24 protein-coding genes and 1 riboswitch are annotated in these 24,208 nt (G+C 39.6%); of the genes, 5 read left to right on the forward strand and 19 right to left on the reverse strand.

From position 1 onward, the window contains the following. Nucleotides 1-47: 47 nt before the first annotated feature. The 3 genes from R2B77_RS06845 to R2B77_RS06855 form a co-directional block, all read right to left on the reverse strand. Entirely contained in the window at nucleotides 48-1,253 is a 1,206-nt protein-coding gene (locus R2B77_RS06845) for a quaternary amine ABC transporter ATP-binding protein (RefSeq protein ID WP_203247058.1), read from the reverse strand. Next, on the reverse strand, nucleotides 1,250-2,068 hold the full coding sequence (locus R2B77_RS06850; RefSeq protein ID WP_203247057.1) for an ABC transporter permease: 819 nt from the start codon (nucleotides 2,066-2,068) through the stop codon (nucleotides 1,250-1,252). Before R2B77_RS06850 ends, R2B77_RS06845 begins: the two co-directional genes overlap by 4 nt. Before the next feature lie 109 nt (nucleotides 2,069-2,177). After that, nucleotides 2,178-3,173 carry an ABC transporter substrate-binding protein gene (locus R2B77_RS06855; protein ID WP_203247056.1) on the reverse strand — a complete coding sequence of 332 codons (996 nt, stop codon included), beginning with the start codon at nucleotides 3,171-3,173 and terminating at the stop codon, nucleotides 2,178-2,180. Nucleotides 3,174-3,601: 428 nt separating this feature from the next. Further along, nucleotides 3,602-3,749, forward strand: a riboswitch (cobalamin riboswitch). Nucleotides 3,750-3,896: 147 nt separating this feature from the next. Between R2B77_RS06855 and metE the strand changes: the two genes are divergently transcribed. Then, nucleotides 3,897-6,185 (forward strand): 5-methyltetrahydropteroyltriglutamate--homocysteine S-methyltransferase, encoded by a 2,289-nt coding sequence (gene metE, locus R2B77_RS06860; RefSeq protein ID WP_404830742.1) that lies wholly within the window; start codon nucleotides 3,897-3,899, stop codon nucleotides 6,183-6,185. A 120-nt stretch (nucleotides 6,186-6,305) separates the two neighbouring features. Here the strand turns inward: metE and R2B77_RS06865 are convergent, their stop codons facing one another. From R2B77_RS06865 to R2B77_RS06875, 3 genes are all read right to left on the reverse strand, one after another. After that, on the reverse strand, nucleotides 6,306-7,742 hold the full coding sequence (locus tag R2B77_RS06865) for a DEAD/DEAH box helicase (RefSeq protein ID WP_203247054.1): 1,437 nt from the start codon (nucleotides 7,740-7,742) through the stop codon (nucleotides 6,306-6,308). A gap of 126 nt (nucleotides 7,743-7,868) precedes the next feature. After that, the gene (locus tag R2B77_RS06870; RefSeq protein ID WP_203247053.1) at nucleotides 7,869-8,039 is read right to left on the reverse strand and encodes a hypothetical protein; all 171 of its coding nucleotides are present in this window, start codon (nucleotides 8,037-8,039) and stop codon (nucleotides 7,869-7,871) included. A 340-nt stretch (nucleotides 8,040-8,379) separates the two neighbouring features. Then, nucleotides 8,380-9,135, reverse strand: coding sequence for an NRDE family protein (locus R2B77_RS06875; protein ID WP_203247052.1), 756 nt, complete (start codon nucleotides 9,133-9,135; stop codon nucleotides 8,380-8,382). Nucleotides 9,136-9,382: 247 nt separating this feature from the next. Here R2B77_RS06875 and R2B77_RS06880 point away from each other — a divergent pair, with 247 nt between their 5' ends. After that, the gene (locus R2B77_RS06880) at nucleotides 9,383-10,417 is read left to right on the forward strand and encodes a multicopper oxidase domain-containing protein (protein ID WP_203247051.1); all 1,035 of its coding nucleotides are present in this window, start codon (nucleotides 9,383-9,385) and stop codon (nucleotides 10,415-10,417) included. 394 nt (nucleotides 10,418-10,811) lie between these two features. Here R2B77_RS06880 and R2B77_RS06885 read toward each other — a convergent pair whose 3' ends face one another. Both R2B77_RS06885 and R2B77_RS06890 read right to left on the reverse strand, forming a co-directional pair. Continuing rightward, complete coding sequence (locus R2B77_RS06885; protein WP_203247050.1) at nucleotides 10,812-11,132, reverse strand: spore coat protein; 321 nt, start codon at nucleotides 11,130-11,132, stop codon at nucleotides 10,812-10,814. Continuing rightward, nucleotides 11,129-11,686 carry a hypothetical protein gene (locus R2B77_RS06890; RefSeq protein ID WP_203247049.1) on the reverse strand — a complete coding sequence of 186 codons (558 nt, stop codon included), beginning with the start codon at nucleotides 11,684-11,686 and terminating at the stop codon, nucleotides 11,129-11,131. Before R2B77_RS06890 ends, R2B77_RS06885 begins: the two co-directional genes overlap by 4 nt. Nucleotides 11,687-12,680: 994 nt before the next feature. On the opposite strand from R2B77_RS06890, the gene R2B77_RS06895 reads away from it, so the two are divergent. Then, nucleotides 12,681-13,190, forward strand: a complete 510-nt coding sequence (locus R2B77_RS06895) for a ferritin (protein ID WP_203247048.1) — start codon at nucleotides 12,681-12,683, stop codon at nucleotides 13,188-13,190. 34 nt (nucleotides 13,191-13,224) lie between these two features. Here the strand turns inward: R2B77_RS06895 and R2B77_RS06900 are convergent, their stop codons facing one another. From R2B77_RS06900 to R2B77_RS06910, 3 genes are all read right to left on the reverse strand, one after another. After that, complete coding sequence (locus R2B77_RS06900; RefSeq protein WP_203247047.1) at nucleotides 13,225-13,767, reverse strand: 5' nucleotidase, NT5C type; 543 nt, start codon at nucleotides 13,765-13,767, stop codon at nucleotides 13,225-13,227. Between the two features lie 23 nt (nucleotides 13,768-13,790). Next, nucleotides 13,791-14,291, reverse strand: a complete 501-nt coding sequence (locus R2B77_RS06905; RefSeq protein WP_203247046.1) for a GNAT family N-acetyltransferase — start codon at nucleotides 14,289-14,291, stop codon at nucleotides 13,791-13,793. Nucleotides 14,292-14,392: 101 nt separating this feature from the next. Further along, nucleotides 14,393-15,319: an aldo/keto reductase gene (locus tag R2B77_RS06910; protein ID WP_203247045.1), complete on the reverse strand. Its 927-nt coding sequence runs from the start codon at nucleotides 15,317-15,319 to the stop codon at nucleotides 14,393-14,395. Nucleotides 15,320-15,431: 112 nt separating this feature from the next. Here R2B77_RS06910 and R2B77_RS06915 point away from each other — a divergent pair, with 112 nt between their 5' ends. After that, nucleotides 15,432-15,932, forward strand: a complete 501-nt coding sequence (locus R2B77_RS06915; protein ID WP_203247044.1) for a DUF1697 domain-containing protein — start codon at nucleotides 15,432-15,434, stop codon at nucleotides 15,930-15,932. A 179-nt stretch (nucleotides 15,933-16,111) separates the two neighbouring features. Here the strand turns inward: R2B77_RS06915 and R2B77_RS06920 are convergent, their stop codons facing one another. From R2B77_RS06920 to argC, 7 genes are all read right to left on the reverse strand, one after another. Further along, a complete protein-coding gene (locus R2B77_RS06920; protein ID WP_322555664.1) occupies nucleotides 16,112-16,240 on the reverse strand; it encodes a hypothetical protein in 129 nt (42 codons plus the stop codon). Nucleotide 16,241: 1 nt separating this feature from the next. Next, the gene (locus tag R2B77_RS06925) at nucleotides 16,242-16,544 is read right to left on the reverse strand and encodes a hypothetical protein (RefSeq protein ID WP_203247043.1); all 303 of its coding nucleotides are present in this window, start codon (nucleotides 16,542-16,544) and stop codon (nucleotides 16,242-16,244) included. A gap of 164 nt (nucleotides 16,545-16,708) precedes the next feature. Further along, nucleotides 16,709-17,629, reverse strand: coding sequence for a stalk domain-containing protein (locus R2B77_RS06930; RefSeq protein ID WP_203247042.1), 921 nt, complete (start codon nucleotides 17,627-17,629; stop codon nucleotides 16,709-16,711). A gap of 215 nt (nucleotides 17,630-17,844) precedes the next feature. Next, a complete protein-coding gene (locus R2B77_RS06935; RefSeq protein ID WP_203247041.1) occupies nucleotides 17,845-18,996 on the reverse strand; it encodes an acetylornithine transaminase in 1,152 nt (383 codons plus the stop codon). Beyond that, the gene (argB, locus tag R2B77_RS06940; RefSeq protein ID WP_203247040.1) at nucleotides 18,993-19,772 is read right to left on the reverse strand and encodes an acetylglutamate kinase; all 780 of its coding nucleotides are present in this window, start codon (nucleotides 19,770-19,772) and stop codon (nucleotides 18,993-18,995) included. The genes R2B77_RS06935 and argB overlap by 4 nt, the downstream gene beginning before the upstream one ends. Further along, a complete protein-coding gene (argJ, locus tag R2B77_RS06945; protein ID WP_203247039.1) occupies nucleotides 19,735-20,967 on the reverse strand; it encodes a bifunctional ornithine acetyltransferase/N-acetylglutamate synthase in 1,233 nt (410 codons plus the stop codon). The genes argB and argJ overlap by 38 nt, the downstream gene beginning before the upstream one ends. 36 nt (nucleotides 20,968-21,003) lie before the next feature. Continuing rightward, complete coding sequence (gene argC / locus R2B77_RS06950; protein WP_203247038.1) at nucleotides 21,004-22,038, reverse strand: N-acetyl-gamma-glutamyl-phosphate reductase; 1,035 nt, start codon at nucleotides 22,036-22,038, stop codon at nucleotides 21,004-21,006. Between the two features lie 241 nt (nucleotides 22,039-22,279). On the opposite strand from argC, the gene R2B77_RS06955 reads away from it, so the two are divergent. Beyond that, entirely contained in the window at nucleotides 22,280-23,059 is a 780-nt protein-coding gene (locus tag R2B77_RS06955) for an enoyl-ACP reductase FabI (protein ID WP_203247037.1), read from the forward strand. 45 nt (nucleotides 23,060-23,104) lie between these two features. Here R2B77_RS06955 and R2B77_RS06960 read toward each other — a convergent pair whose 3' ends face one another. Continuing rightward, nucleotides 23,105-24,208 (reverse strand): Ger(x)C family spore germination protein, encoded by a 1,104-nt coding sequence (locus R2B77_RS06960; protein ID WP_203247036.1) that lies wholly within the window; start codon nucleotides 24,206-24,208, stop codon nucleotides 23,105-23,107.

The following is a 24,208-nucleotide window of genomic DNA, read 5'->3' on the forward strand; positions in this document are numbered from 1 at the left end:
ACGGCTAGGGAATAGTGATTATTCCTCAGCCGATTTTTTGCTCCTATTTATTCACTTGCGTCAAAATCATCCACATTATCACTAATCAAACTCGCCAAAACATGAACCCTTAAAATGATTCCGGCTATCTGATTGTCTTCATTAACAACAACAAGTGGATATTTTGAATCTAGTACAAATGGAATAATATCTTGTACATAATCATCTGGGCTAACTATTTTTACCTCTTTGAACATTACATCTTGCAATGTCTTTTTTTCTTTTAGCCCGTCGATTGCCTGGTCAATTGTCAACAAGCCATGCAAATGGCGTTTCCGATCCGTTACAAAAACACTGGAAATACCATTTTCACGCATCACCTTTATCGCCATATTTAGCCCATCTTTTAATGAAACCAAACCATAAGGCTTCACCATAATATGATTGGCTTGTAAAATTTTTGAGCGATCGATATCTCTTATAAACTCTGAAATATAGTCATTTGCTGGACTTTCTAAAATCTCTTCAGGTGTACCAATTTGTTCAACTTTTCCATCCTTCATCACAGCGACACGATCACCAATTTTAAATGCTTCATTCACATCGTGAGTGATGAAAATAATCGTTTTTTGTAGCCTATTTTGAATATCAAGCAGCTCCAACTGCATTTCACGGCGAATTAGTGGGTCAAGCGCGCTAAACGGCTCGTCCATCAATAAGATGTCTGGATCATTTGCAAGTGCTCTTGCAATGCCTACACGCTGGCGCATTCCTCCAGATAACTCCTCTGGATATTGATGCTCATACCCTTTAAGCCCTACTGTTTCTAAATGTTTCTGCGCAATTTGTCTACGTTCCGTTTTGTCAATTCCTCTTATTTCTAAACCATACTCGATATTTTCTAAAACAGTCCGATGACTAAATAACCCGAAGTGCTGAAACACCATGGCGATTTTTTTCTGGCGGTAATATTTCAATTGTTGTTTGTTATAGTCTACAACATTTTCACCATCCACATAAATGGCTCCAGATGTCGGCTTGTTTAATAAATTCAAGCAGCGAATCAAGGTCGATTTCCCACTTCCCGACAGACCCATAATGACAAATGTTTCACCTTCCATAATTTCCATCGATGCATCATAAACCCCAACAGTATGACCTGTATCTGCCAATATTTGTTCCTTTGAGACACCTGCCTCTATTAAAGGAATCGCTCGTTTAGGTCTTAATCCAAAAATCTTTGAGACGTTTTCAACTTTTAATTTCACAGTCATGCCACATTCCTCCCATGTCTCTGAAGGCGTTCAGCAATTCCCGCAGTAATTCGGTCGATAATAATAGCTAGGAAAACAATACTAATTCCTGCCTCAAAGCCTAGTGAAATATCAATTCGATTAATCGCATAAAGTACTCGTTCACCAAGTCCTTGTGCGCCAACCATCGATCCAACAACCGCCATTGCTAAGGCCATCATTGTCGTTTGGTTAATGCCTGCCATAATCGTTGGAAGCGCTTGCGGTAACTGTACTTTGACTAACATCTGCATAGTCGATGAGCCAAATGATTGTGCGGATTCCACTACTTCCTCATCAACATTACGAATTCCCAACTCTGTCAATCGAATGACAGGAGGAAGGGCATAAATAATTGTTGCAATCACTGCTGGTACATTTCCCAATGGAAAAAAGAAAATAACAGGGATCAAATAAACAAAACTTGGCATAGTCTGCATCGCATCTAATATCGGACGCATAAAGGCAGACATCACTTTACTGAAGGCAGTCAAAATGCCCAGTGGTATACCAATTGCAAGGGAGAGCAATACGGAGATTAACACAATTGATATTGTAGTCATCGTTTCCGGCCACAGATCAAATGTACCAATAAGGAAAATAAAAAAGGAGAATAGTAGTCCCCCGTATATAGAAGTAAAATACCATCCCAATACAAAGATGATGATGATAAATACCCACCACGGAATTGAAAGGAGCGCTGATTCAAGCCCCTTAATTGTAGTTGAAGCAATGACAAAAATAAAATCAAAAAATGCACTAAAGTTTTGTGCTAAAAAATCTATGAACTTTTCCACACCATTACCTATTGGTATACGTATATCGGGAAATTCAATCATAAGGTTGGGACTGTTCAACAGACAGCCGCTTCCTCACCTCTTTCTTTTTACGTTGAGTAAAATATCATTACTGTAAAGCTTTTTTCACTTTTTCTGCCACATCATCTGGCACCCATGTTGTCCAAAGATCTTCATGTTCTTTCATCCACCATTTAGCCGCTTCTACCGGTTCAGCTTCATTTTCATTCATATAATCAAGAGCATTCTCAGTCAATTCATTGCTTGTTTGGTAGTTACTTAGGAAGTCAACAACATCCTTTGCCTGAGTTGGTAAATCTTTATGGACCGCAACGACAACATCATTTGGCGGGAATTCAGTTCCCTTTGTTTCTTCCCAAATCGTTTCATCGTACGCATTATCAGCAAGTAATGTTAAGTCATAACTTGCAGTCACCCAGGTTGGCGACCAATAATACCCTACCCAGGGCTCACCATTTTTGTATGCGCCTGCTAGTGATGCCACAATTGCAGAATCTGATCCTGGTGCTAGGTAATTATATTGCTCGTCCAAGCCATATGCTTGTAGCTTGGTTTCTAAATGTTCACTAACCGCCCAGCTAGAAGGAGCACCAATAATACGACCTTTAGTCTTATCTTCCGGATCTTCGAAAATCCCGGGATACTTCGCTAAATCTTCAACCGTTTCCAAATCTGGCGCGATTGCCTCAATCCCTCTTTCTGCATCTCCTTCAATTACATATGTTGGTACGTATAACCCCTGTGAATTGTCAGCGAAGTTAGTAGAGACATTAACAATGTTTCCTTTTTCAATTGCAGCTTCATAAACTTCTTTAATATTATCTGTCCATAATTCCATATAGACGTTAATATCTCCTTTTTCCAATGACTGAACCGTTGCAGCCGTCGTACCACTTGTTACTTCCGTATCATAACCATAGCCTTCCTCAATAATGAGTTGCGCAATACTATTGTGGACACGAATGCTATCCCAACCAGCATCAGCAAACTTAATAACTTTAATGCTGTCTTTACTTGCCTCTCCACTACACGCAGAAAGAATTAAAAGCATACAAAACGAGAGAAAGATAGTAATTTTTTTCATAAGAAATTGTTACCCCTTTTCATCTTTTTTAAATTAGACGGTGTAAATACACTTCCCTCCTAATTGTTCAATTTATTTTGGTTCCTATTCCTTCAAATAGAATAGATAAACCACAAAAAATCTACCTATCTAATTTATAGTTTTTAATAATACAGGAGTTTCCAAGTCATTGCAAACTCACTTCCACAATTTTTTATTAATAAAACAGTTAAAATCAATATGGAAAGGCATGATATTTTTTAATAAATTAATTAATATATTTATCCAACAGAAGAGACCACAAATATAAATTCACTGTAGAATGATGCTCCTAATCTGCTACTTGACCTGTCAATATGTTAATACATTTGAACCATCTGATGATTCTTTATATTCTGTTTGACAGAACAATAGATACATGATAGCTTTGAACACATCGACAATCATATAGTAAAGCAATAGAAATAGGTGGTCTGGTAATTTGTACATTTGCCAGATCTTAAAAGTGAAGCCGGTGAAACGATAATCCGGCGCGGTCCCGCCACTGTAACAGCAATTTTGCTGAAGCCAGATAACTGCCTCTTTTTGCAACGCTCTACCCTACGGTCGATAGGGAGTGTTAGGATGACAACGCATCTATTTTATTTCTGCGCGTAAACATTTCTAACTTTCGTTAGAAGTGTTTTTTTATTCCTTAATAACACTTCTTTACTTCATAAAAAGAGGAGAGGAAACGATTTGTCAATTGTCAGCAGTACGATCGGATACCCATATATCGGGGGTAACAGGGAATGGAAAAAAGCGCTTGAGGCCTTTTGGGCTGGGAAGTTAGAGGAAAGCCTATTCCTAGAGGAAATTGAAAAACTTCGGTTAGAACGCCTTCAAAAACAAAAAGATGCGGGCATTGATCTTATTCCTGTCGGTGATTTTACTTTGTACGATAGGATGCTCGATACAGCTGTCATGTTCGGCATGATCCCTGAACGCTTCAATTGGTCTGGCGGCGATGTATCGCTCGCAACCTATTTCTCGATTGCACGGGGTAATGACCAAGCCGTTGCATCAGAAATGACGAAATGGTTCAACGCGAACTACCACTATATTGTGCCAGAATATAGTCAGAAAAAACTAGTACTCACAGAAAATAAACCCCTTACTGCCTATCTCGAAGCAAAAGAGAAGTTGTCGATTGATGGCAAGCCTGTTTTAATTGGCCCATATACATTTTTGAAACTATCAAAAGGCTATGCGAAAAAGGATATTCCAGCGTTCATTTTGCAATTGATTCCTTTATATAGTCAGATTCTTAATGAATTGGCAGATGCCGGAGCTCAGTGGATCCAGCTTGAAGAACCAATTCTATCTACATCATTAACAAAAGAAGACATTCAAACTGTCATCGAGATTTACAAACAGCTAAGTGTAGCCGCTCCAAATGCCAATATTTTATTACAAACGTATTTTGATGCCGTTGAGCACTATAAAGAAGTTGTTGCTTTACCTGTTGCCGGAATTGGTCTTGATTTTGCACAAGGTACTGAGAAAAACCTTGAACAATTACAAGCGCACGGATTCCCAACGGACAAAATACTCGCTGCCGGTTTAATCGATGGACGCAATATATGGCGTGCGGATTTGCAAGAAAAAGCTGCATTACTCGATACAATAACACAGCTCGTGCCAGCAGATCGCATTTGTGTACAGCCCTCGAGTAGTCTACTCCATGTTCCTGTTACGATTCAGTCTGAGGTAAAGCTAGACGCAACGATTAAAGCTGCTCTTGCTTTTGCAGATGAAAAACTTGTAGAAGTGACAACACTAGTAAAAGGTGTGCGTGAAGGGAAACAAGCTATTGCTGATGCAGTGACTGAAAGTATAACAGCACGTCAAAATCTGGCGGACTTACCTGCAAGAAATCACTCTGACTTACAGCAAGCTGTGCAAAACATCAGCGAACAAGACAGCAAGCGAAAATCGCCATTTAAAGAACGTCGTGATAAGCAGCAAGAAACATTCAATTTGCCGCTATTACCAACAACAACAATCGGGAGCTTCCCACAAACACCGGAAGTTCGCCGTGCACGAACAAAATGGCGTAAAGGCGAGTCAACAGATACACAATACCGTGACTTCGTCCAAGAGGAAATCAAACAGTGGGTTGCGATTCAAGAAGAAATCGGACTGGATGTCTTCGTTCACGGTGAATTCGAACGGACAGATATGGTTGAGTATTTCGGGGAAAAATTAGGCGGCTTTGTCTTCACTGAAAAGGCTTGGGTTGTTTCCTACGGCTCGCGCTGTGTCAAACCACCGGTGATTTACGGAGATGTGACATTCATCGACCCAATGACTGTGGAAGAATCCGTCTATGCTCAATCTTTAACTGACAAGCCGATGAAAGGAATGCTGACAGGGCCTGTCACTATTTTGAACTGGTCATTTGTGCGCGATGATATTTCACGTAAAGAAGTTACGTATCAGATTGCACTTGCACTTCGTAAAGAAGTTGAAGCATTGGAAGCTGCCGGTATCCACATCATTCAAGTAGACGAACCTGCTCTTCGCGAAGGCTTACCACTTAAAAAATCGGAGTGGAGCAATTACCTAGAATGGGCTATCAATGCCTTCAGACTGGCAACTGCATCCGTACAGGATACAACGCAAATTCATACGCATATGTGCTACTGTGAATTCAACGACTTCATCGACTCCATTAGCGGACTTGATGCAGATGTTATCTCCATTGAAACATCACGAAGCCACGGTGATCTTGTTTCTGCCTTCAATGACTTCTCCTACGACAAAGGCATTGGCCTAGGCGTCTATGATATCCATAGCCCACGGGTACCTGAAGTCCAAGAAATGGTCGACGTTATCGAACAAGGACTAGGTGTACTTGAACCAAACCAATTTTGGATTAACCCCGATTGCGGTTTGAAAACAAGAAAGCATGAGGAAACAATTGCCGCATTGAAAAATATGGTCGTTGCTACGAATAAAATGCGCGAACGCTACGCTATTTTGCAGAAGTAATTGATGAACTCGCGAGTAATTCAGACGAACGCGCTCATCCTTTCATAAACTCACATTGAAAAACCAGCCTTCCCCCATTTCAAACCTGAAATGGAGGGAGACTGGTTTTCCTCTTTGCAATCATTTATTCGCCTTATGCACCTTCAATAACTTCCCTTTCACCGTCGTCGTGCGCATCGCATCTAAAACGAGCTTACCCTTACCATTTAGAATATCCACATACGACTCCGTATCCTGGATTTTAATGATACCAATATCCTCGCCCGTCACACCAGGAATATTCGTAATAGTACCAACGAAATCAAATGCCCGCAGTTTCTTCTTTTTACCACCATTAAAATATAACTTCATAATATCTTTACTGACAAGCTCACTTTTATCTCTTTTTAACTTAGGCAATTGATCCATTTTTTCAATGAACGCATCCTTCATAGCCTCAACAGCTTGCTTAGATGGCGCATTTCGTTGTGGAATCTCAAAACCAATATAGGCTTCAATGTCCGCTAAGAATTTATCTTCATAAGGTGTGACGAATGAAATCGCCTTCCCTCTTTTACCCGCACGCCCCGTTCTTCCTACTCGGTGCACATAACTTTCATTTTCCAGCGGTATATCGTAGTTAATGACATGCGTAATACTATCAATATCAATCCCACGTGCCGCTACATCTGTCGCTACTAAATAACGGAACTCCCCACGCTTAAATGCATCCATCACTGCAAAGCGATCTTCCTGCATCATGCCACCATGCAGTTTATCACAAGTGTAAAAGAACTTCTCAAGTTGTTCTGTAACGGTATCCACCTGATCCTTCGTTCTGCAAAAGATTATACAGCTATCTGGATTCTCAACAACTGTCACATCGCGTAAAAGATCAAACTTCTGCTGCTCCTTGACAATAATTAACGAATGATCAATTTGATCCGTTAACGTAACCGTTGACGCAATCTCAATGCTTTTCGGATTGTCCATATATTTACTGCTCAATGTCGCTATTTTCTCAGGAAGTGTCGCAGAAAATAACATAGTCGTTCTATTTTTCGGCAACTGACTAATAATCGCCTCGACCTGATCGATAAACCCCATATTCAACATTTCATCGGCTTCATCTAATACAAGATATTCAATTTTCTCAAATGCTAGCGTCCCGCGCTCAATATGATCCAATACACGTCCTGGTGTGCCAACAACGACATGGCATTTTTGCTTCAACTCTTCCTTTTGATAAGCAAAGGGATGCTTACCGTAAACAGCAGCCGCTTTCACACGCTTAAAACGACCAATATTCGTAATATCTTCTTTAACCTGATCAGCCAGCTCTCTTGTCGGTGTTAAAATAAGCGCCTGCGGTTTATTCTCATCCCAATTAACCATTTCACAAATCGGAATGCCGAATGCCGCCGTCTTACCACTCCCCGTCTGCGATTTTACAACTAAATCACTACGGTCTAACGCAGCAGGAAGTACCTTCTCCTGCACCTCTGTTGGAGATGAATAGCCGAGCCCGTCTAACGCTCGTATAATCTCACTACTTAATCGATAATTTTGAAATGACATTGTATCTACCTCACATTCTCCGTACATTATCCCATGAACAGGTTATATACGTAAGTATAGAGATTATTATGATTTTGCACAAAAAATAAGCTGCTATCCGAAGACTGCAGCTCATCTTTAGAAGCTCTATTTATACGTTCGCTCCGATTCACTTTTTTGTCGATCATTTTGAGTCATCGGCTCTTGCTTTGGATTTAGATTACCAAGTTCAGCTAACTCCAGGGAGATTTCTTCCTTCATCTTACTCGTTTTTTTCCTTGAAGCCGCCGCACTTTGTTTTTCCTCTCTTTTTCCCACAATAAAACCTCCCTTACCAACAATGTTGTTTCCTATTACTATGGCTTAGTTCTTCATTTTAATACTTATAATAAAATGAAAAGTATCGACAAATACAATTTCACATTGTATTAATCGATACCTTTCATTCACTGCATTCTGCGATACGCTCTACGTTCCGCATACTCAGAACATGGCGCACAAAGCTTAACCTTCTTCCCCTCTGGATTTCTGAATAAACGATATGGTCCTGCTTTCCGTTTGCATATCGAGCATTTTGAACTAAGAAAACTAAACATAGATATCCCCTTTATTTATATGCCTTATCTACATAAACGATCATTTTAATCCGGATGTATAATTAGAAATCAAATCTCACTTCATCCACTTCAACACCTTTTGAAAAACTTCGTTCCACGAAAGTAATACTATTATCATAACCAACTAGAACTACAGTCGAACAACGTGTTCCATAATTCGGGGTCTTAATAAAAAGCGGCGAAAGCATCCGTTCAAGATCCATTCCTACACCTGTATCTGGTAACAGCTCGTCTGAAGCAATTTCCGTATCGTGTAAAATATCAAATAGCGCATCTGTTTCAATCACTTCATGTTGCTGTACATAATTACGAAGTCTCTCCTTGCCTTTTACCACTTTCGGCCAAGGTGTATTAAGAAATTCGTTGCTCAAGCTATGTGTTCCCATTGGAATCTCTTTAATCCCCTCTTTTTTATTAGAAAAATAGAACAATCCATCTAAATTACCAACAATTAAATTAAAACCTGCATACTCATTGCTATGATTCTGTAATGTTTTCAAAAACTCGACGGGTGAACTATTTTCCATCAAAAAGTCCTTCACAATATCCCCACGCGACTTTTTTTCTACGCCAAATTCCGCAGGATCGCGATAATTTGTTAACGCTGCAAATCGACCCGACTTAGTGACACCAAGCCATGTTCCATTATGCACTAAGTCTCGACCTGCCAATAGGTTCGGATTATCCACCCAAAAGCTTGCCTGAGCAGTTGGCCGATCGTAAGACTCATCCCGGTTTGCCGCGATAATCAATTTATAGTTTGAATGCCCCCCATAATGAATATTAATCAAACACATGACTGCACGTCCTTTCCTAATCGTAAATACCTATTTTTTTATCCTGCTTCTATATTGAATAATTTGTGACAACTCACTTTATTCACGAATCGTTCATCATTTACCCCAGTAAACCGCTTCAAGTATGAACAATTTTTGACAAGCAAAATAGTGTGATTAAAATCACACTTTGACTTGTATCGCCCACCTATGATGTAAGTATCAGATAGTATCTAGTATCTGGTAAAAATATCAAGGAGGGCTTATTATGAAAAAAGGCATGGCAGTAACTGCAGCAATGTTATCCGTATCTATGATATTGGGGGCTTGTGGATCGAATGCGGCTGTCAAGGATGTAGAGAAAGTCAAAGTGGAGGCTAAATCAGAAGCGGGAAATTCTACAGCGGATGTTAAAGTGTATGCACCTCATGAAGGACTAAATCAACCGCCTGTCCCAGTCAAATTTGAACGTGTGGGAGAACATGAAGTCAATATTGAGATGACTTCACAGATTACTGACATTGAAATCGCGAAAGGTGAAATGTATAAGGCGTGGACTTTTAATGGCGAAGCACCTGGACCACTCCTCGTTGTCAATGAAGGGGATCTTGTCAACTTCAAGCTTGTCAACATTGACCCAGCCGTCCCGCATAGTATGGATTTCCATTCAATGCATGTAGCACCAAATGTAGGGTTCGCGGATGTTATGCCAAATGAAGAAGGTATATTTACTTACCCTGCCAACAGACCTGGCGTTTTCATGTACCATTGTGCAACTGCCCCAGTTCTGGAACATATCGCGAACGGAATGCATGGAGTAATCATCGTCAAACCCAAAAATGGTTATCCGACTGACCATGAAGTCGATCGGGAATTTGTGATTGTACAAAATGAATGGTACAAAGAAAATGATATGGATGATATGACAAACGGTGTTCCAAGCCAAGTCGTTTTTTCAACAAAAGCATTAAACGAAGGGGACCGCAGTACAAATGGTGATACATTCACTTTAAAAGAACAGCCACTAGTCGCGAAAGTTGGAGAAAAAGTTCGTATTTATATCAATAACGTGGGACCAAACGAAGTAAGCTCTTTCCACGTCATTGGAACAATTCTAGACGATGTTTATATTGATGGAAATCCCGCCAACCACATGAAAGGCTTACAAACAGTTATGCTTCCTGCAAGCGGAGGAGCCGTTGTTGAATTCATTGTTACAGAAGAAGGGGAATATCCATTCGTTACACACCAGTTTAATCATGCTACAAAAGGCGCTGTTGGAGTTATAAAAGTAATACCTTAATGATACGTTGCCAGTATCATTTGCAAATAGTTTAAACTTGAAGCACCTACTCGTGGAGGAGTGGGTGTTTTTTATCTGGTTCCAGATAATGCCTTCGGCGGATGTCCCAGATTTTTCAAGCTAGCTTTTTTGAGCTTTCTAGAAAAATCCGGATATAATCACACCGAGCCGTGATTGATGTGTAACGAATAGATAATTGAAATCCCCAAATCAACTGATTGTGATGCTTAGTTGAACTTTCATAATTGTAGCATAACCAAATTTGATTTACGATTAATTAGATTGATATATTAGAATAATATTATCGAGTGAATCGATTGAAGTGTTATTATACATTCACTATTGTATCATAAGACAATTCAATTTACGATTTTTAAATCACTATATTGAAATATCATTGTATCTGTTGACCAGCAGCAGTGAACTCTTGTTCAAGTGCTTTAACTTCTGCCGCAGGGGCCGGCGTCAGCGATACCCAGCCATGCTGGAATTGTAAGTCTACTAATTTCTGATGCTGTTGGGATGTCTTATTGAATAAATCGAAAATAAGTTTGTATAATTTCTCATGGCTTGCGCTAAGCATGGCCATTGTATAGGTGTTACATAAGTTTTTTTCAATTACAAGAGCAGCTCGCAAGATTTCCTGATCATCTAACTTTGAATTTTTGGCAGGTGGTGAAGTTTGAGGATTTTCAATCTTGTTCGAAGAATTCATTTCGTCACTCCTCCATTTTCACTCAAGAAACTCAACAGAGAATTATAATGCTGCAAATGCATTTGGCTGGCTTCCTTAAATTGAAGTTTTAAATCGGGCAGTTGACAGTCTTTGATTGCTTGGCGATACTGTTTCACAGCAAGTAAATTCGAACTGAGCATGTCACGTAAATAGCCTATGTCCTGCGTAGATATCATCTCAGGAGCTGTATAGTACGTGGGCAACTGTTTTTGTGCTTTTTGTTGCTGTGATTCTGGTTGTGCTGGCTCCTGTTGCTGCGATTCTGGTTGTGCTGGCTCCTGTTGCTGCGATTCTGGTTGTGCCGGCTCCTGTTGTTGCGATTCTGGTTGTACCGGCTCCTGTTGTTGCGATTCTGGTTGTGCCGGCTCCTGTTGTTGCAGTACTGGTTGTGCTGGTTTTTGTTCCATCTCCTGCGAATTTGACTTTGGTTTCCGATGCTCCTCTAGCTGCTGTTGATGGATTTCTAATTGTAATTCTAATTGTCGTAGTTGTTGTTGTAATTGTTGTCCTTGAAGTAGTTTTTCTGGATCCATTTGCTTGGCTCCTTTCATACAGCATAACGTATTCGTAGTATGAACCATATATAAATAACCATCCATAATTATGGATGGTTACTTAGTCTGTCATATTGATTGTCAATAGTTAAACTTAGAGATTAGTCCCTTCAACTCTTCCGCCATAAAGGATAAAGATTCAGCTGATATACTAATTTCCACTTGATTGGTTAGTGCCTGCAAATAAATCAATTGCGCCTCGGCGTAATTGCGAATCGAACAGAGAAGGGTTCGATTTGCCGTATTTTTGCGTACTTTGTAGAAATTAAGGCATCCGCAGAACGTCGCAAACTTAAGTTTCCTTTCCCACTCTCCTCAAAATCCCTAACATCCGCCGGCCAACAAAAACGCGACGTCCTGTACGTCGGAGGCTTAACAGGGAGGAATTGAACTTCATTCCTCCTTAATCAGCAGGGAGTTTGAACTCCCTCTGATTGAAATGCTTTTCTGGCATTCATTCCACCACTAAGGAAAAATGGGCGACTTCTGTAGCTGACACTTCGCTTTCAGTACAAAAGAATTTGCTAAATCAAGTTCAAGTTAATATCTATTGCCACTACACCTGAACCATCTTTTATTGCCTGGGAAATAGTCATAACCATTTCATTTGTACTAGCGGAGATATAAGGATCGGAAATAATAAAATCGATTTTTTTGCCATTGCATCTATATACCATGGTATTTTCCTTGGATCATACCCATCTGGAATACCGACATCTGGCTCTTGAATAAATAAACTAGGAGTAGTGCCCATATATGTAAGTTCAGCTTCTGGATGCAAATCTCTATATTGTGCGAACATGCTCCGTAGTTCTGGACTACTTCCCCCTGGTAGATATTCAATGTTATTCTTTCCGAAAAAATCTGCATACTTGCAATAGGCACAACTATCATGAACATATTAAGTGATTGTCATAGACCTATCGCTTATAATAAAAGTAGGTTATACACCATGAAATGGAGGAAGAATAATATGATCAGTCAACGATTAGCAGACGCACTTAACAAACAATTGAATAATGAATTTGACGCCGCTCAATCTTATATGGCGATGGCCGCCTATTGTGAACATAATAACTACAGTGGCTTTGCCAATTATTATCTCCAACAAGCAGAAGAAGAACGCTTTCATGGCATGAAAATCTATAATTATTTAAATGACCGTGGCATACAAGCAAAGTTTTCGGCTACATCTGAGCCTAAAATCGATTTCAGCTCAATTTTAGATACATTCGAGTCTGGATTGCTACAGGAAAAAGCAGTGACTAAAAACTTCTACGAGCTTACTGATCTTGCATGGGAAGAAAAAGAACATGCGACAATTTCATTTTTAAGATGGTTCTTGGACGAGCAAGTCGAAGAAGAAGCATCCTTTGATACACATATCGAGTATTTGAAACGTATCGGTGAAGATAAAAACGCATTATTCATTTATGAAAAAGAACTTGGTCAACGTCAATTTTCTCCTGAAACTGGCGAATAAGACATGCTAAAAACCACTCGACTTGGGTGGTTTTTTATATTTTCATAAAATAAGCTGCAATCTCTTGCCAATTGTCGAGGCGAGTATAGCCCGTTAGATCGCGATTATGCGGTGCTGTAAATAGTATGCCCTGTCCCGAAAATGTGTCTAAATGACTCGGCGTATCATCAATTAAATAATCTGCATGAATAATACTTTTATCTCCACAAAAAACGAAGTTCTTGTCATCCAAAAAACTAAAATGCTGTTTTAACCATTGATATTTTGGAGCTAAAGATGCTGGAAATTCCATTGCCGCCGTTACGATATAAATATCATAGTGAGCACTTAACTTTCGGATTACATCTTGACTATCTTTGATTACTTGTAGATCTAGAAAAAATGATTCATTTGCTAAATAATAATCTACTCTGTCTGCAAATCTAACATCTAACTCTACTAACAATTTCCCTTGTAAGTCTTCTATTGTATAATTCTCGTTAAATTCTTTATTGAATAATTCTAGACAACTCGCGCTAAAATGCGTGATTACAATTGCAATTCGCTTCATTTTCATTTCACCTTTTCTTTTCTTCAAAAAAATAATACCATTCAATCCTACTAACCAATAAGCTTTGCCATATAATATTCATGCTCATATTGTCCATTTACGAATAAGGAATCTTTTTTAATACCTTCGATTTCAAAACCATTTTTCTGATACAATGCAATCCCCGCTGCATTACTTTCCATCACAGTCAGTTCAAGGCGGTGAAGTTGATGGTCTTTTGCCCAAGCATTGAGTTGTTTAAATAATTGGCTTCCTATTCCTTGTCCACGATGTTCGGCAGAAATGCCTATCACCAGATAAGCGGAATGTTTTGCCCTATTTGCACTTCCTGCTACTACAATTAAATAACCGACTAATCTCCCTTGCCACTCTGCCACCAAAATAGTTGATGCATCCTGACCAAATGATTCAATCCTTTTCCGGAACTGTTCCCCCGATATTTTTCTTTCACCCGCTTCAAACAACATAAAATCTGAAGTCTTTTCTACTTCCTCAATGAGTTGTACCAATTTTTCCGAATCACTTGGTGTGATTTCTCTTATCTTTATCATACTAGCCTCCATTTTTATTGCATTTTATTGAACGTATATAAAAAAATGAGCTGCCGAAACAACTCATTTTTCTCTTTACCGTGTAATATGCAATCAAATAATCAAGGAACCATATTCCCAGCAGCTTTATAAATGTCATACCATTCTTTTCTTGTTAACGTAATTTCCGCACCTGCACATGCATCTTTTAAACGCTGTGGATTCGTTGTGCCTAACACGACTTGGATGTTAGCCGGATGACGAGTAATCCAAGCTGTCGCAATTGCTGTATTCGTTACATTGTAATGAGCAGCAATTTCATCAATCACTTTATTCAACTCTGCAAACTTCTCTAAATCGCCGAGAAATGGGCCTTCAAAGAAGCCACTTTGGAATGGTGACCACGCTTGTAGCTGTATATCATGCAAACGGCAATATTCGAGCACACTACTATCACGATTGATGGCTTGGTCAGTATTCATGTTCAATGCAATCCCTGAGTCAATGATTGGCGTGTGAGCGATACTGAATTGAACTTGATTGACGACTAATTTATGCGGCGTATATTTTTGCAAAAGCTCAATCTGTGCTGGATTATGATTGGATACCCCGAAATACTTTACCTTTCCACTACTATGCAATACTTCAAATGCTTCTGCCACCTCTTCAGGCTCCATTAATGGATCAGGTCGATGTAGTAATAACAGATCCAGGTAATCCGTTTGTAAACGCTTTAAAATACCATCGACTGAGTCAAGGATATGCCCTTTCGAAAAATCGAAGTAGTTTTCTTGGCCTTTAATGCCACATTTACTTTGGATAATCATTTTTTCACGGATACTTGAATTCATTTGGATCGCTTCGGCAAACAATTCTTCGCTGCGGCCTTGCCCATAAATATCTGCGTGATCAAAGAAGTTAATGCCCTCATCAAGTGCTGTTCGGATTAGCTGCTCAATTTCTGGTAGGGTAAGCTGTGGCAAACGCATATTGCCCATAATAATATTAGAGACGTTTAGGTCAGTGTGTTTAATTTTGTTATATTTCATAAAAAAATTCCCCCTCAAATTATGATCAACACTACTAGAATACCTTATAATGGGGATAAAGGGGCAATTAGAAGGTTTGAAAATTTAAATAACCGTGTTTGGAGTGAATAATATGACATCAGTTGCTTTACTTAGGGGCATTAATTTGGGGAAGAAAAACAAAGTAGAGATGCAATCACTTAAATCCCTATTCGAGCAAATGGCCTATGAAAATGTTCGTACTTATATTCAAACAGGGAATGTTCTTTTTGATGGTATATCCTATAACATTCCACACATTGAAACAAACTTACGGGATACATACGGGTTTGATATTCCTGTTGTTGTACGAACGAAACAGGAGCTACTGAAGATTCAGCAGCACCCTGTTTTTTCAAAGGAACAAGTATACGTTATGTTTCTGGAAAAGGGCATTTCTGATGAGCAACAAGCGTTGCTAGATGAACTAGTCGATGATGAATTTGTCGTCATCGATAAGAAGAATATCATTCTTGCTCTTTCGAAAAACTACCATCAGACAAAATACACAAATAATTTTTTTGAAAAGAAGTTAGCTATGCACTCGACTGCACGTAATCAAAATACAGTGAATAAGATTCTTGCTAAGATGTGATATACATTCATCAAGGGCAAAAAACTTTCACCTTGATAGTTCATTCAACATATACCACTAGTAAATTTTTTAGCCTTATTATGTTATCTAAAGGTATATTACCAAGGGGATACTAGCTTTGGTTTTACTCTATATCCACACAAAGATTCAGCAGGGAGTCCAGCCCCTGCTGATTCGAATTAAACAATGTCCTCTACTTCCGTCAGCTTGCTGATATTTGTTGAGCCAAAAACAAGCAGTAATAGGAATACGATTAAGATAACTGTATTGAGAAATTTTACGCCATCAAATTCGGTTAGGTCGCCCACACTACTTTCCCCCCTCCCTATTCATCCGCTTTTTAATCCCTTCAAATATCTCATCTATCGTCATATCCCCATTTCTCTCTAGAAATTCGGCCATTTCATCCACTTTTCGACCATTTATTTTCTTAAATTCACCTAACAAAGATACTGCTATAACAGGTTCATTCCTAAATAATTCGACAGACTCCACTTTCAATTTACCTAGTAGCAGAAGAGTCGCAGCAACAATTTCAAGATCCTTGCCCTTCAAAAGATCATTTAGCGTGTACGTTGAATTATTATTGCGTTTAAAGTTATTGGAATACACGTCTAAACACATCCTTTTCAAGGAAAATCGACCATTGCTTTATTGTATGTATCGCAAAGAGGCTAGGTGCAAAATCATGTGTGAACAACAAAAAAAGCTTGAAACGTCTGCCTCATTACAAGACAGTCCCATCGTTTCAAGCTTAGCCATACGCTTTTTGGTTGTTAGTTTTGGATCAATAGCTCAAGGAAATCTTCTGAGACATATGTTTTCATATCCTTGAGTTCTGGTGCCACTTCAAACTGACGAAGGCTTTTATTATAACCATACATTTTTTCACCACGTGTAATCGTAAATGAACTATTTTGTAATGTAACAATTGCACCATTAATTTTTGGTTCGTGTTGAACATGGTAGCCTAATCGCTCAGCTACTTTACGAAGTGGAATCATTTTGACACCATTTTTCATGTAATGATCGTTCATAATAATTTCTTGAACAACCGTTGTTTCTTCTGATACATAATCCAAAGCAATCACTTTAGTCGGCGGAGTTTGTGGTGGTAAACTCTTTGTTGTAATTGAGTAAAAGACCATCAATTCTTTGCCTTGTAACTCTTTCATTTCAATTGCTTTTCCTTGCTGATTGAAAAGTGGTGTTTCTTCGCCAATGTTCAATTTTAATTTGCCGTCAAGACTTAGGAAGTTTTTATCAAACTGACCAATTTTGACTTCACCAAAATTCTTTTCATTTTTAACAATGACGATTTCAGGTGTCACTGTTGCAGGATAAATCATGATCATCGGTTTATTTTTATCATAGTAAGCTTCAACTATAGCACCTTTTTGCAACTCATCTTGCTTCAGACCGTTTGTCGTTCCTGCGTCAAATAGAAGAGATTCATTGTTGATGCGTAAAATTGTTACCATTTTGTCTTCATTTTCGATTGTTAAACGATGGCCATCTGCCTCTTTTTCAATTTCTTGAATAGTACCCGTCGCTTTCATATAATTGGTTGTGTTTTGTACGTGCTGCTCATGCTCAGCCATACTAGGTGTGATATCCTCCTGCGCAAGTGCTGAATAGCTACCTACTGTACTACCCGCTAATAGTGCTGCTAATGCCATTGTACTGATCTTTTTCATGTTTTTCTCTCCTCACTTTTCGTTACTCAATGTATTTGACGGAGCATATTGGAAGAAGTTACACTTTTTTTCGTCTTCTATTTTTCATTGTCGAATTGGCTTGATTTTTGACACAAACAAACGGATCTACCATGAGTGGCAGATCCGTTTGTTCAAACCTTCAGACAGAGGTCAATTGAATGGCGTTTCACTGAACGCCTTAATTCAAATTCCGCTTAAGAAATCACTGATTTTTCGGGAAGCAAAATATTTGCAAGAATGACTATTGCCTTGTCGATTTCTTCAGTTGTTACGGTTAATGGCGGTAGCAAACGAATGACATGCGTTCCTGCTTGCACGAGTAACAAGCCCGCTACTTCTGCTTGCTGGATGAAAGGCGCAACCTCATCTTGGCACACAATCCCAAGCAACAAGCCTTCACCACGAATTGTAAACTGGTCTTGCGGTAACGTAGCTTGTAATTTGTCGATTAAATAATCAGATTTACTCTTTACCTGTTGCAGAAATTCTTCTTCAAAAACGACATTGATTACCGCTTGTGCTACAGCTACCGCGAGTGGGTTTCCACCGAATGTTGTTCCGTGCGTGCCAGGCCCGAATGAGTCGGCAAGAGCTTTCGTTCCTAGCATGGCGCCTATCGGGAATCCCCCACCTAGCCCCTTCGCAAGGGTAATAATATCGGGTTGGAGATTTGTCTGCTCATAAGCATAACGAGTGCCCGTTCGACTAATACCCGTCTGTACTTCGTCGATAATCAATAAAATACCCTTCTCCTGACAAATATCCGTAATCGCTTGGGCAACATCTGGATTGAGTTGATGAACGCCCCCCTCTCCTTGTATGACCTCCAGCATAATTGCTGCTACATCATCGTCAATGGCTGCTTCAAGTTGTTGTAGATCATTGAAGGCTATTGTTCTGAACGTTTCTAATAGCGGTCCAAATCCTTGACGAACTTTTTCTTGGCCAGTCGCAGACATAGCGCCGAAAGTTCTACCATGGAATGATTGTTCGAATGTAATAATGACGTTTTTCTGTGTATGTTTACGGGCTAATTTAATAGCCGCTTCATTCGCTTCAGCGCCACTATTACAAAAGAAAGCCTGACCGAACGGTGTATCCTTTACAATTGACGCCGCTAGCTGTTCTTGCTCAGGACTGGCAAATAAATTCGAGATATGCCACAATTTTTCGCTTTGTTGCTTGAGAGCCTTGACGATTGCAGGATGTGCATGACCGAGACTGACAACCGCGATTCCGCTTGTGAAATCGAGGTAATCTTTTCCTTTATCATCCGTCACAATAGTTCCCTGCCCTTTCACAAGATGAACGGAACGTCGTGCGTAATTCTGAAATAATGTACTCAAGCGAAAACCCCCTCGGATTTAATGGACGTCCCTTCTAATTGCTGACCAACAATTTGCACCGTAGGAATACCTGCACTTAAACTATCTAGTGCGGCTTTCACTTTCGGTAACATGCCGCCGTAAATTTCCCCCGTTCCAATCCATTGTGCAATCTTATAAGGTGTCACAACTCGTTGGACTTCTTCTTGTATTTTAATGCCCGGCGTGTCCGTGACAAGAAGCAGGCTATCCGCTTTAAGGGCAAGTGCAATCTTACTTGCGACGGTATCCGCATTAATATTCAATGGGGCACCATCACCAGTTGCCCCTATACAGGCAATCACTGGAACAATACCTACTGCAAGAAACGTTTCTAATAGGTCAGCACGGACATGCTCGATATGGCCAACCGAACCATACAGCTTTTCATCTAATAATGTGCACGTCAGCAAATTGCCATCATAACCACTAAGGCCAATTGCATCGATGCCTCCCTTATTCAATTGGTGAACAAGAGCTGGATTCACTTGCCCTACCAATGTGGACTGTACAATATCCACGGCTTCCTCCGATGTTACGCGAATCCCACTTACGACAGTCGAAGTGACACCATTTTTTGCGAGTTGTTGATTGATGGCAATCCCTCCGCCATGCACAATGATTAGATCATTGCCTGCGTTTTGTAACTGTTTAAACTTGGTGAAAAAACTATCGTCTAACCCCTCCAGCATACTTCCACCTAATTTGATCACTATACGCTTATGAGCGATAGGTTGCGTTGATTTGAACGTAGTCATATGTTAAGTCACACCCCCATGCAATTCCTTGACCGTTTCCTTGATGCAATTCGACCGTAAACTTCACTTCTGGCTGTTTTAAATAAACGAGTAATTGCTGCTCTGAAAATACGATAGGCTCGCCGTTTTCAACAACCGTAGTTGTACCTATTTTAATCGTAATGGCATTCGGATCCAGCGTTGCTCCGCTGTAGCCAACCGCTGCAATAATGCGCCCCCAGTTCGCATCACAACCAAAGACCGCTGTTTTGACAAGTGGTGAACCGACCACAGATTTTGCAATCATACGTGCTTCATCATCTGTAATAGCTCCCATCACTTCGACTTCAATTAGCTTCGTCGCACCTTCCCCGTCTTTAGCAATCATTTTCGCCAAGTCTTGTGAAACGGCATGCAATGTTTGCACGAATAGTGACCAATCTGGATGCGCAGGTGTCAATGGTTCATTCCCAGCCATCCCGTTCGCCATAACGACGACCATATCGTTAGTCGATGTATCGCCATCAACCGTAATGGAGTTAAACGTTTTGTCTGTCACTTGTTTTAATGCTTCTTGTAAGTAGACCGATTCAATATTTGCATCTGTTGTGATAAAGCCCAACATTGTGGCCATATTCGGTGCAATCATACCCGAGCCTTTTGCTGTTCCCGCCATAATGATTTCTTTGCCATCAATCATCGCGCTATACGCTGTATTTTTTGTCACAGTATCTGTCGTCAATATCGCTTGAGAAAAAAGAATAGATCCTTCTAACTCACTAATCGGTTGGATTTTGTGAATGCCTTTGACTATTGGCTCCATCTGCATCATTTCACCGATAACGCCTGTTGATGCGACACCGACTAATTCTGGTGCAATACCTAGCTTTTCTGCTGTCGTTTGCTGCATCAGTAATGCATCCTTCATGCCTTGCTGTCCTGTACACGCATTGGCATTGCCAGAGTTCACAATAATCGCCTGCATCTTTCCGACCTGCTGAACCACTTCTTTTGTAACTAGCAGCGGTGCCGCCTTTATCGCATTTGTTGTAAAAACTCCTGCGACACTCGCTGGTACCTCACTAATGAGTAAAGCCAAATCATTCTTTTTATGTTTAATGCCGCAATGAATGCCAGCCGCTTTAAACCCAATTGGTGAAACGATATTTTTACGCGAAATGCGCTTCACAGTTGGGGAGGTCGTCGTCGTTGTCATAGTACTCCTCCTTTAAAATCAAATGCGCCTTGTTGGTCAAATGAATGCCGGGACAAAAGCCAAACCAGTCATTTCTTCAAAGCCCAATTGGACATTCATATTTTGAATCGCTTGCCCCGCCGCCCCTTTTACTAAATTATCGATAACGGAAACAATGGTGGCTCGATTCGTCCGTGGGTCTACTTTGACGTGCAGATCACAATAATTGGAGCCGTATACTTGATTGGTCCCAAATTTCGTTGTTTCTTGTAACACACGGACAAATGGATGGTTTGCATAAGTTTGCTGTAAGCACTCGACAAGCTGTGCTTCTGTGACCCCATCCTGGACTGGCGCATAACTTGTCGCCAAAATTCCCCGTGTCATCGGTACAAGATGCGTTGTAAATGTAATCGGTGGTGCTTGTTGTGCAAACAATCCAAACGCTTGTTCAATTTCAGGAATATGCTGATGTTGATGTATTTTATAGATTGCTGTATTTTCATTCGTTTCACTAAAATGGGTCATTTGACTTGGTTGGTTTCCAGCACCAGATACACCACTTTTTGCATCGATGATCAAACCACTCGCATCAATTAAATTATTTTTGAGTAATGGCAGTAATGACAACAAGACAGCTGTTGGATAACAACCCGGATTTGCGATTAACTGCGACTCCTGAATCGCATCACGGTTCCATTCTGTTAAACCATAAACACTTTGCGCAACGGCCTCCTGTGGAGCAGCTTGCTTGTTATACCATTGTTCATATTGTGCTACATCTTTTAATCTAAAATCACCGGACAAGTCAATCAGTTTTGGTCCTTTGCCAATTAACGGTGGCAACAAGTGACTCGCCACGCCAGCAGGTGCACTCGAAAAAACAACATCGAATTGGACTAGTTTTTCCTGCTCTATTTTCTGAAGCGGCCGATCTACTATATTCATAAGATGTGAATACTTATGCGAAAACACGGTTCCTTCTTCCGAAGACGTGAATAAGTCAAGTTGTTCAATTTCGGGATGATTATGCAATAGCCGGATGAGTTCAAGCCCACCATACCCCGAAGCACCAATGATTCCTACCTTCATTACAGTCACCCCTCATTACAAGTTAGACTTATTATATGTATGCATAATTATAAAGTCAACTGTATTTTTATTTATTGCAAACATTTCAATATTGTATACGTTTTCAAGAGTCATTACCTTTGAGTTCCTTTACAAGGATGTGGTCCAAAACAGACATTCACATTTTCTTCATAAATATGTTATAATCCAATTAGCATCTGGTACTAATAATAGGTATCAGCTATTTATTGGGGAGGTTACTATGGAAGATTTATTGAAATTAAAAGGTAAAAATATAGTTGTCATGGGTGTTGCGAATGAACGGAGTCTTGCGTGGGGAGTTGCAAAAGCCCTCTTTACTGTCGGTGCAAATGTCATTTTCACATACCGTAAAGAGCGTTCGCTCGTCAAATTGGAGAAACTAATCAGTGCAGATGGCTACGACGCTAAACTAATTGTGCAATGCGATGTCAATGAAGACGACAGTATTCATGCAGCATTTTCACAAATTGGTGCAGAAGTTGGTACCATTCATGGAGTTGTACATTCACTCGCCTTTGCACATGCTGAGGATTTGAAAAATGATTTTGTAGAAACGACAAGAAGTGGTTTTGCATTTGCACAGGATACTAGTGCTTATTCATTAATTGCGACAGCAAAACAAGCTCGTCCATTTATGACAGAGGGTGGCTCAATTGTCACAATGAGCTATTTAGGCGCTGAACGTGTATTGGATGGCTATAACGTGATGGGAGTTGCGAAAGCAGCATTGGAATCCTCGGTCAAATACTTGGCCTATGATTTAGGAAAAGAAAATATTCGTGTCAATGCAATATCGGCAGGAGCCATTCGAACATTGTCAGCAAAAGGAGTACCTTCCTTTAATACAATTTTGACTCAAATCGAGGAGAAAGCACCTCTTAAACGTAATGTTACACAGGAAGAGGTCGCGGATATGACGATTGCTGTTTTAAGCAATCTGTCTCGCGGTGTGACTGGCGAAATTATTTACGTCGATGCTGGCTATAATATCATGGGATAATCGTACTTGGAAAGGACAATCATTGTTCTTTCCAAGTTTTTTTATTTACTTCAAGGTACCTGTGTTAAGAATTTTAAATTTCACATTCACCTTATATTCTGCTGATCGAATCACTTTCATTGTTAAATCATCTGTCCATTTTCCTTTGTGATACATTCTAAAATACTCACTAAAACCAACTGGGTCAACTTCCGATTCCTGAAGTTTTTTTAGCAAGTCTTCTATCTCTTTTGCAATATGTTTATTAATTTCTTTTTCAAGCTTTTTATTTTCTTCATTTTTACTTAAATCTCGTTTCCCTTTATATTCAACTATTACTCCTTCTAATTTGAGGGATATATCTAATTTCGGAGAGTCAATATTTTTATTGCTTTTCACTTTTAAAACGTTTTCAATTTGTTCGACAAGAAGTTGTTGATCCTGTTCAGTTTCCTTAAATTTAATGGCGATAGGCGAAAGTTTTTCAAGTCCTTTCAACGCCTGAATAAGTAGCGATTCCTGATTCGAAATTGTTTGAATCATTTTTTCATCATTAAATAAAGCGATACCAATAATTTTAAGTGATTTCTCCTTTTTTTCTAAGTAAGGAATCATCGTATGATAAATCGGACTTTCCTGATCGCTTATATAATCATTAATCGAAGTAAAGGGACTAAAAGAATTATGAAGTTTGGGTTGAAATAAATCATTCAAATAAGCATCCATATGTTCATTCTCTGGATAATCAGCCCTCAATACTTCCTCCGCTTTATCTTTTACAATGACGAGACGAACTTTGTTGCCGATCGTTGAATCCCTATAAAAATGTTCAATTACTTTCGTTACTTTGCCACTCTTTGCAAACTCCTCATTGAATAAGATTGTTCGTAACTGGTTTAAAATAATCATTTTATCAGCTTCAGATGATATATTGACAAGCCCCTCTTGAATCATTTCTGTGTTGACTGAATAGACTTCTGTAAGTACTGGAGATTCTCCTCTTGGTTGTGGTATTGATACAGTCATCCTGATTTCTTTTTCATTCACATAGTCAAGACCCACACTACTTACCAATGCTAAATCTTCCACGGAAGAACGCTGACCTTCCCGCGTGCATCCCACTGTATATAGTGTTGATAGTACGCACAGTAATAAAATGATTTTCTTCAT

Source organism: Sporosarcina beigongshangi (assembly GCF_033485195.1).
Lineage (GTDB): Bacteria > Bacillota > Bacilli > Bacillales_A > Planococcaceae > Sporosarcina > Sporosarcina beigongshangi.

Excerpts from the sequence above, each read along its gene's own strand:
- R2B77_RS06865 (WP_203247054.1), bottom strand. The coding sequence starts at position 7,742 with ATGTCATTTCAAAATTATCGATTAAGTAGTGAGATTATACGAGCGTTA.
- R2B77_RS06955 (WP_203247037.1), top strand. The coding sequence starts at position 22,280 with ATGGAAGATTTATTGAAATTAAAAGGTAAAAATATAGTTGTCATGGGT.
- R2B77_RS06895 (WP_203247048.1), top strand. The coding sequence starts at position 12,681 with ATGATCAGTCAACGATTAGCAGACGCACTTAACAAACAATTGAATAAT.
- R2B77_RS06910 (WP_203247045.1), bottom strand. The coding sequence starts at position 15,319 with ATGAAATATAACAAAATTAAACACACTGACCTAAACGTCTCTAATATT.
- R2B77_RS06880 (WP_203247051.1), top strand. The coding sequence starts at position 9,383 with ATGAAAAAAGGCATGGCAGTAACTGCAGCAATGTTATCCGTATCTATG.
- R2B77_RS06875 (WP_203247052.1), bottom strand. The coding sequence starts at position 9,135 with ATGTGTTTGATTAATATTCATTATGGGGGGCATTCAAACTATAAATTG.
- R2B77_RS06845 (WP_203247058.1), bottom strand. The coding sequence starts at position 1,253 with ATGACTGTGAAATTAAAAGTTGAAAACGTCTCAAAGATTTTTGGATTA.
- R2B77_RS06905 (WP_203247046.1), bottom strand. The coding sequence starts at position 14,291 with ATGATAAAGATAAGAGAAATCACACCAAGTGATTCGGAAAAATTGGTA.
- argB (WP_203247040.1), bottom strand. The coding sequence starts at position 19,772 with ATGACTACGTTCAAATCAACGCAACCTATCGCTCATAAGCGTATAGTG.
- R2B77_RS06930 (WP_203247042.1), bottom strand. The coding sequence starts at position 17,629 with ATGAAAAAGATCAGTACAATGGCATTAGCAGCACTATTAGCGGGTAGT.
- argJ (WP_203247039.1), bottom strand. The coding sequence starts at position 20,967 with ATGACAACGACGACGACCTCCCCAACTGTGAAGCGCATTTCGCGTAAA.
- R2B77_RS06890 (WP_203247049.1), bottom strand. The coding sequence starts at position 11,686 with ATGGATCCAGAAAAACTACTTCAAGGACAACAATTACAACAACAACTA.
- R2B77_RS06855 (WP_203247056.1), bottom strand. The coding sequence starts at position 3,173 with ATGAAAAAAATTACTATCTTTCTCTCGTTTTGTATGCTTTTAATTCTT.
- R2B77_RS06885 (WP_203247050.1), bottom strand. The coding sequence starts at position 11,132 with ATGAATTCTTCGAACAAGATTGAAAATCCTCAAACTTCACCACCTGCC.
- R2B77_RS06915 (WP_203247044.1), top strand. The coding sequence starts at position 15,432 with ATGACATCAGTTGCTTTACTTAGGGGCATTAATTTGGGGAAGAAAAAC.
- R2B77_RS06960 (WP_203247036.1), bottom strand. The coding sequence starts at position 24,208 with ATGAAGAAAATCATTTTATTACTGTGCGTACTATCAACACTATATACA.
- argC (WP_203247038.1), bottom strand. The coding sequence starts at position 22,038 with ATGAAGGTAGGAATCATTGGTGCTTCGGGGTATGGTGGGCTTGAACTC.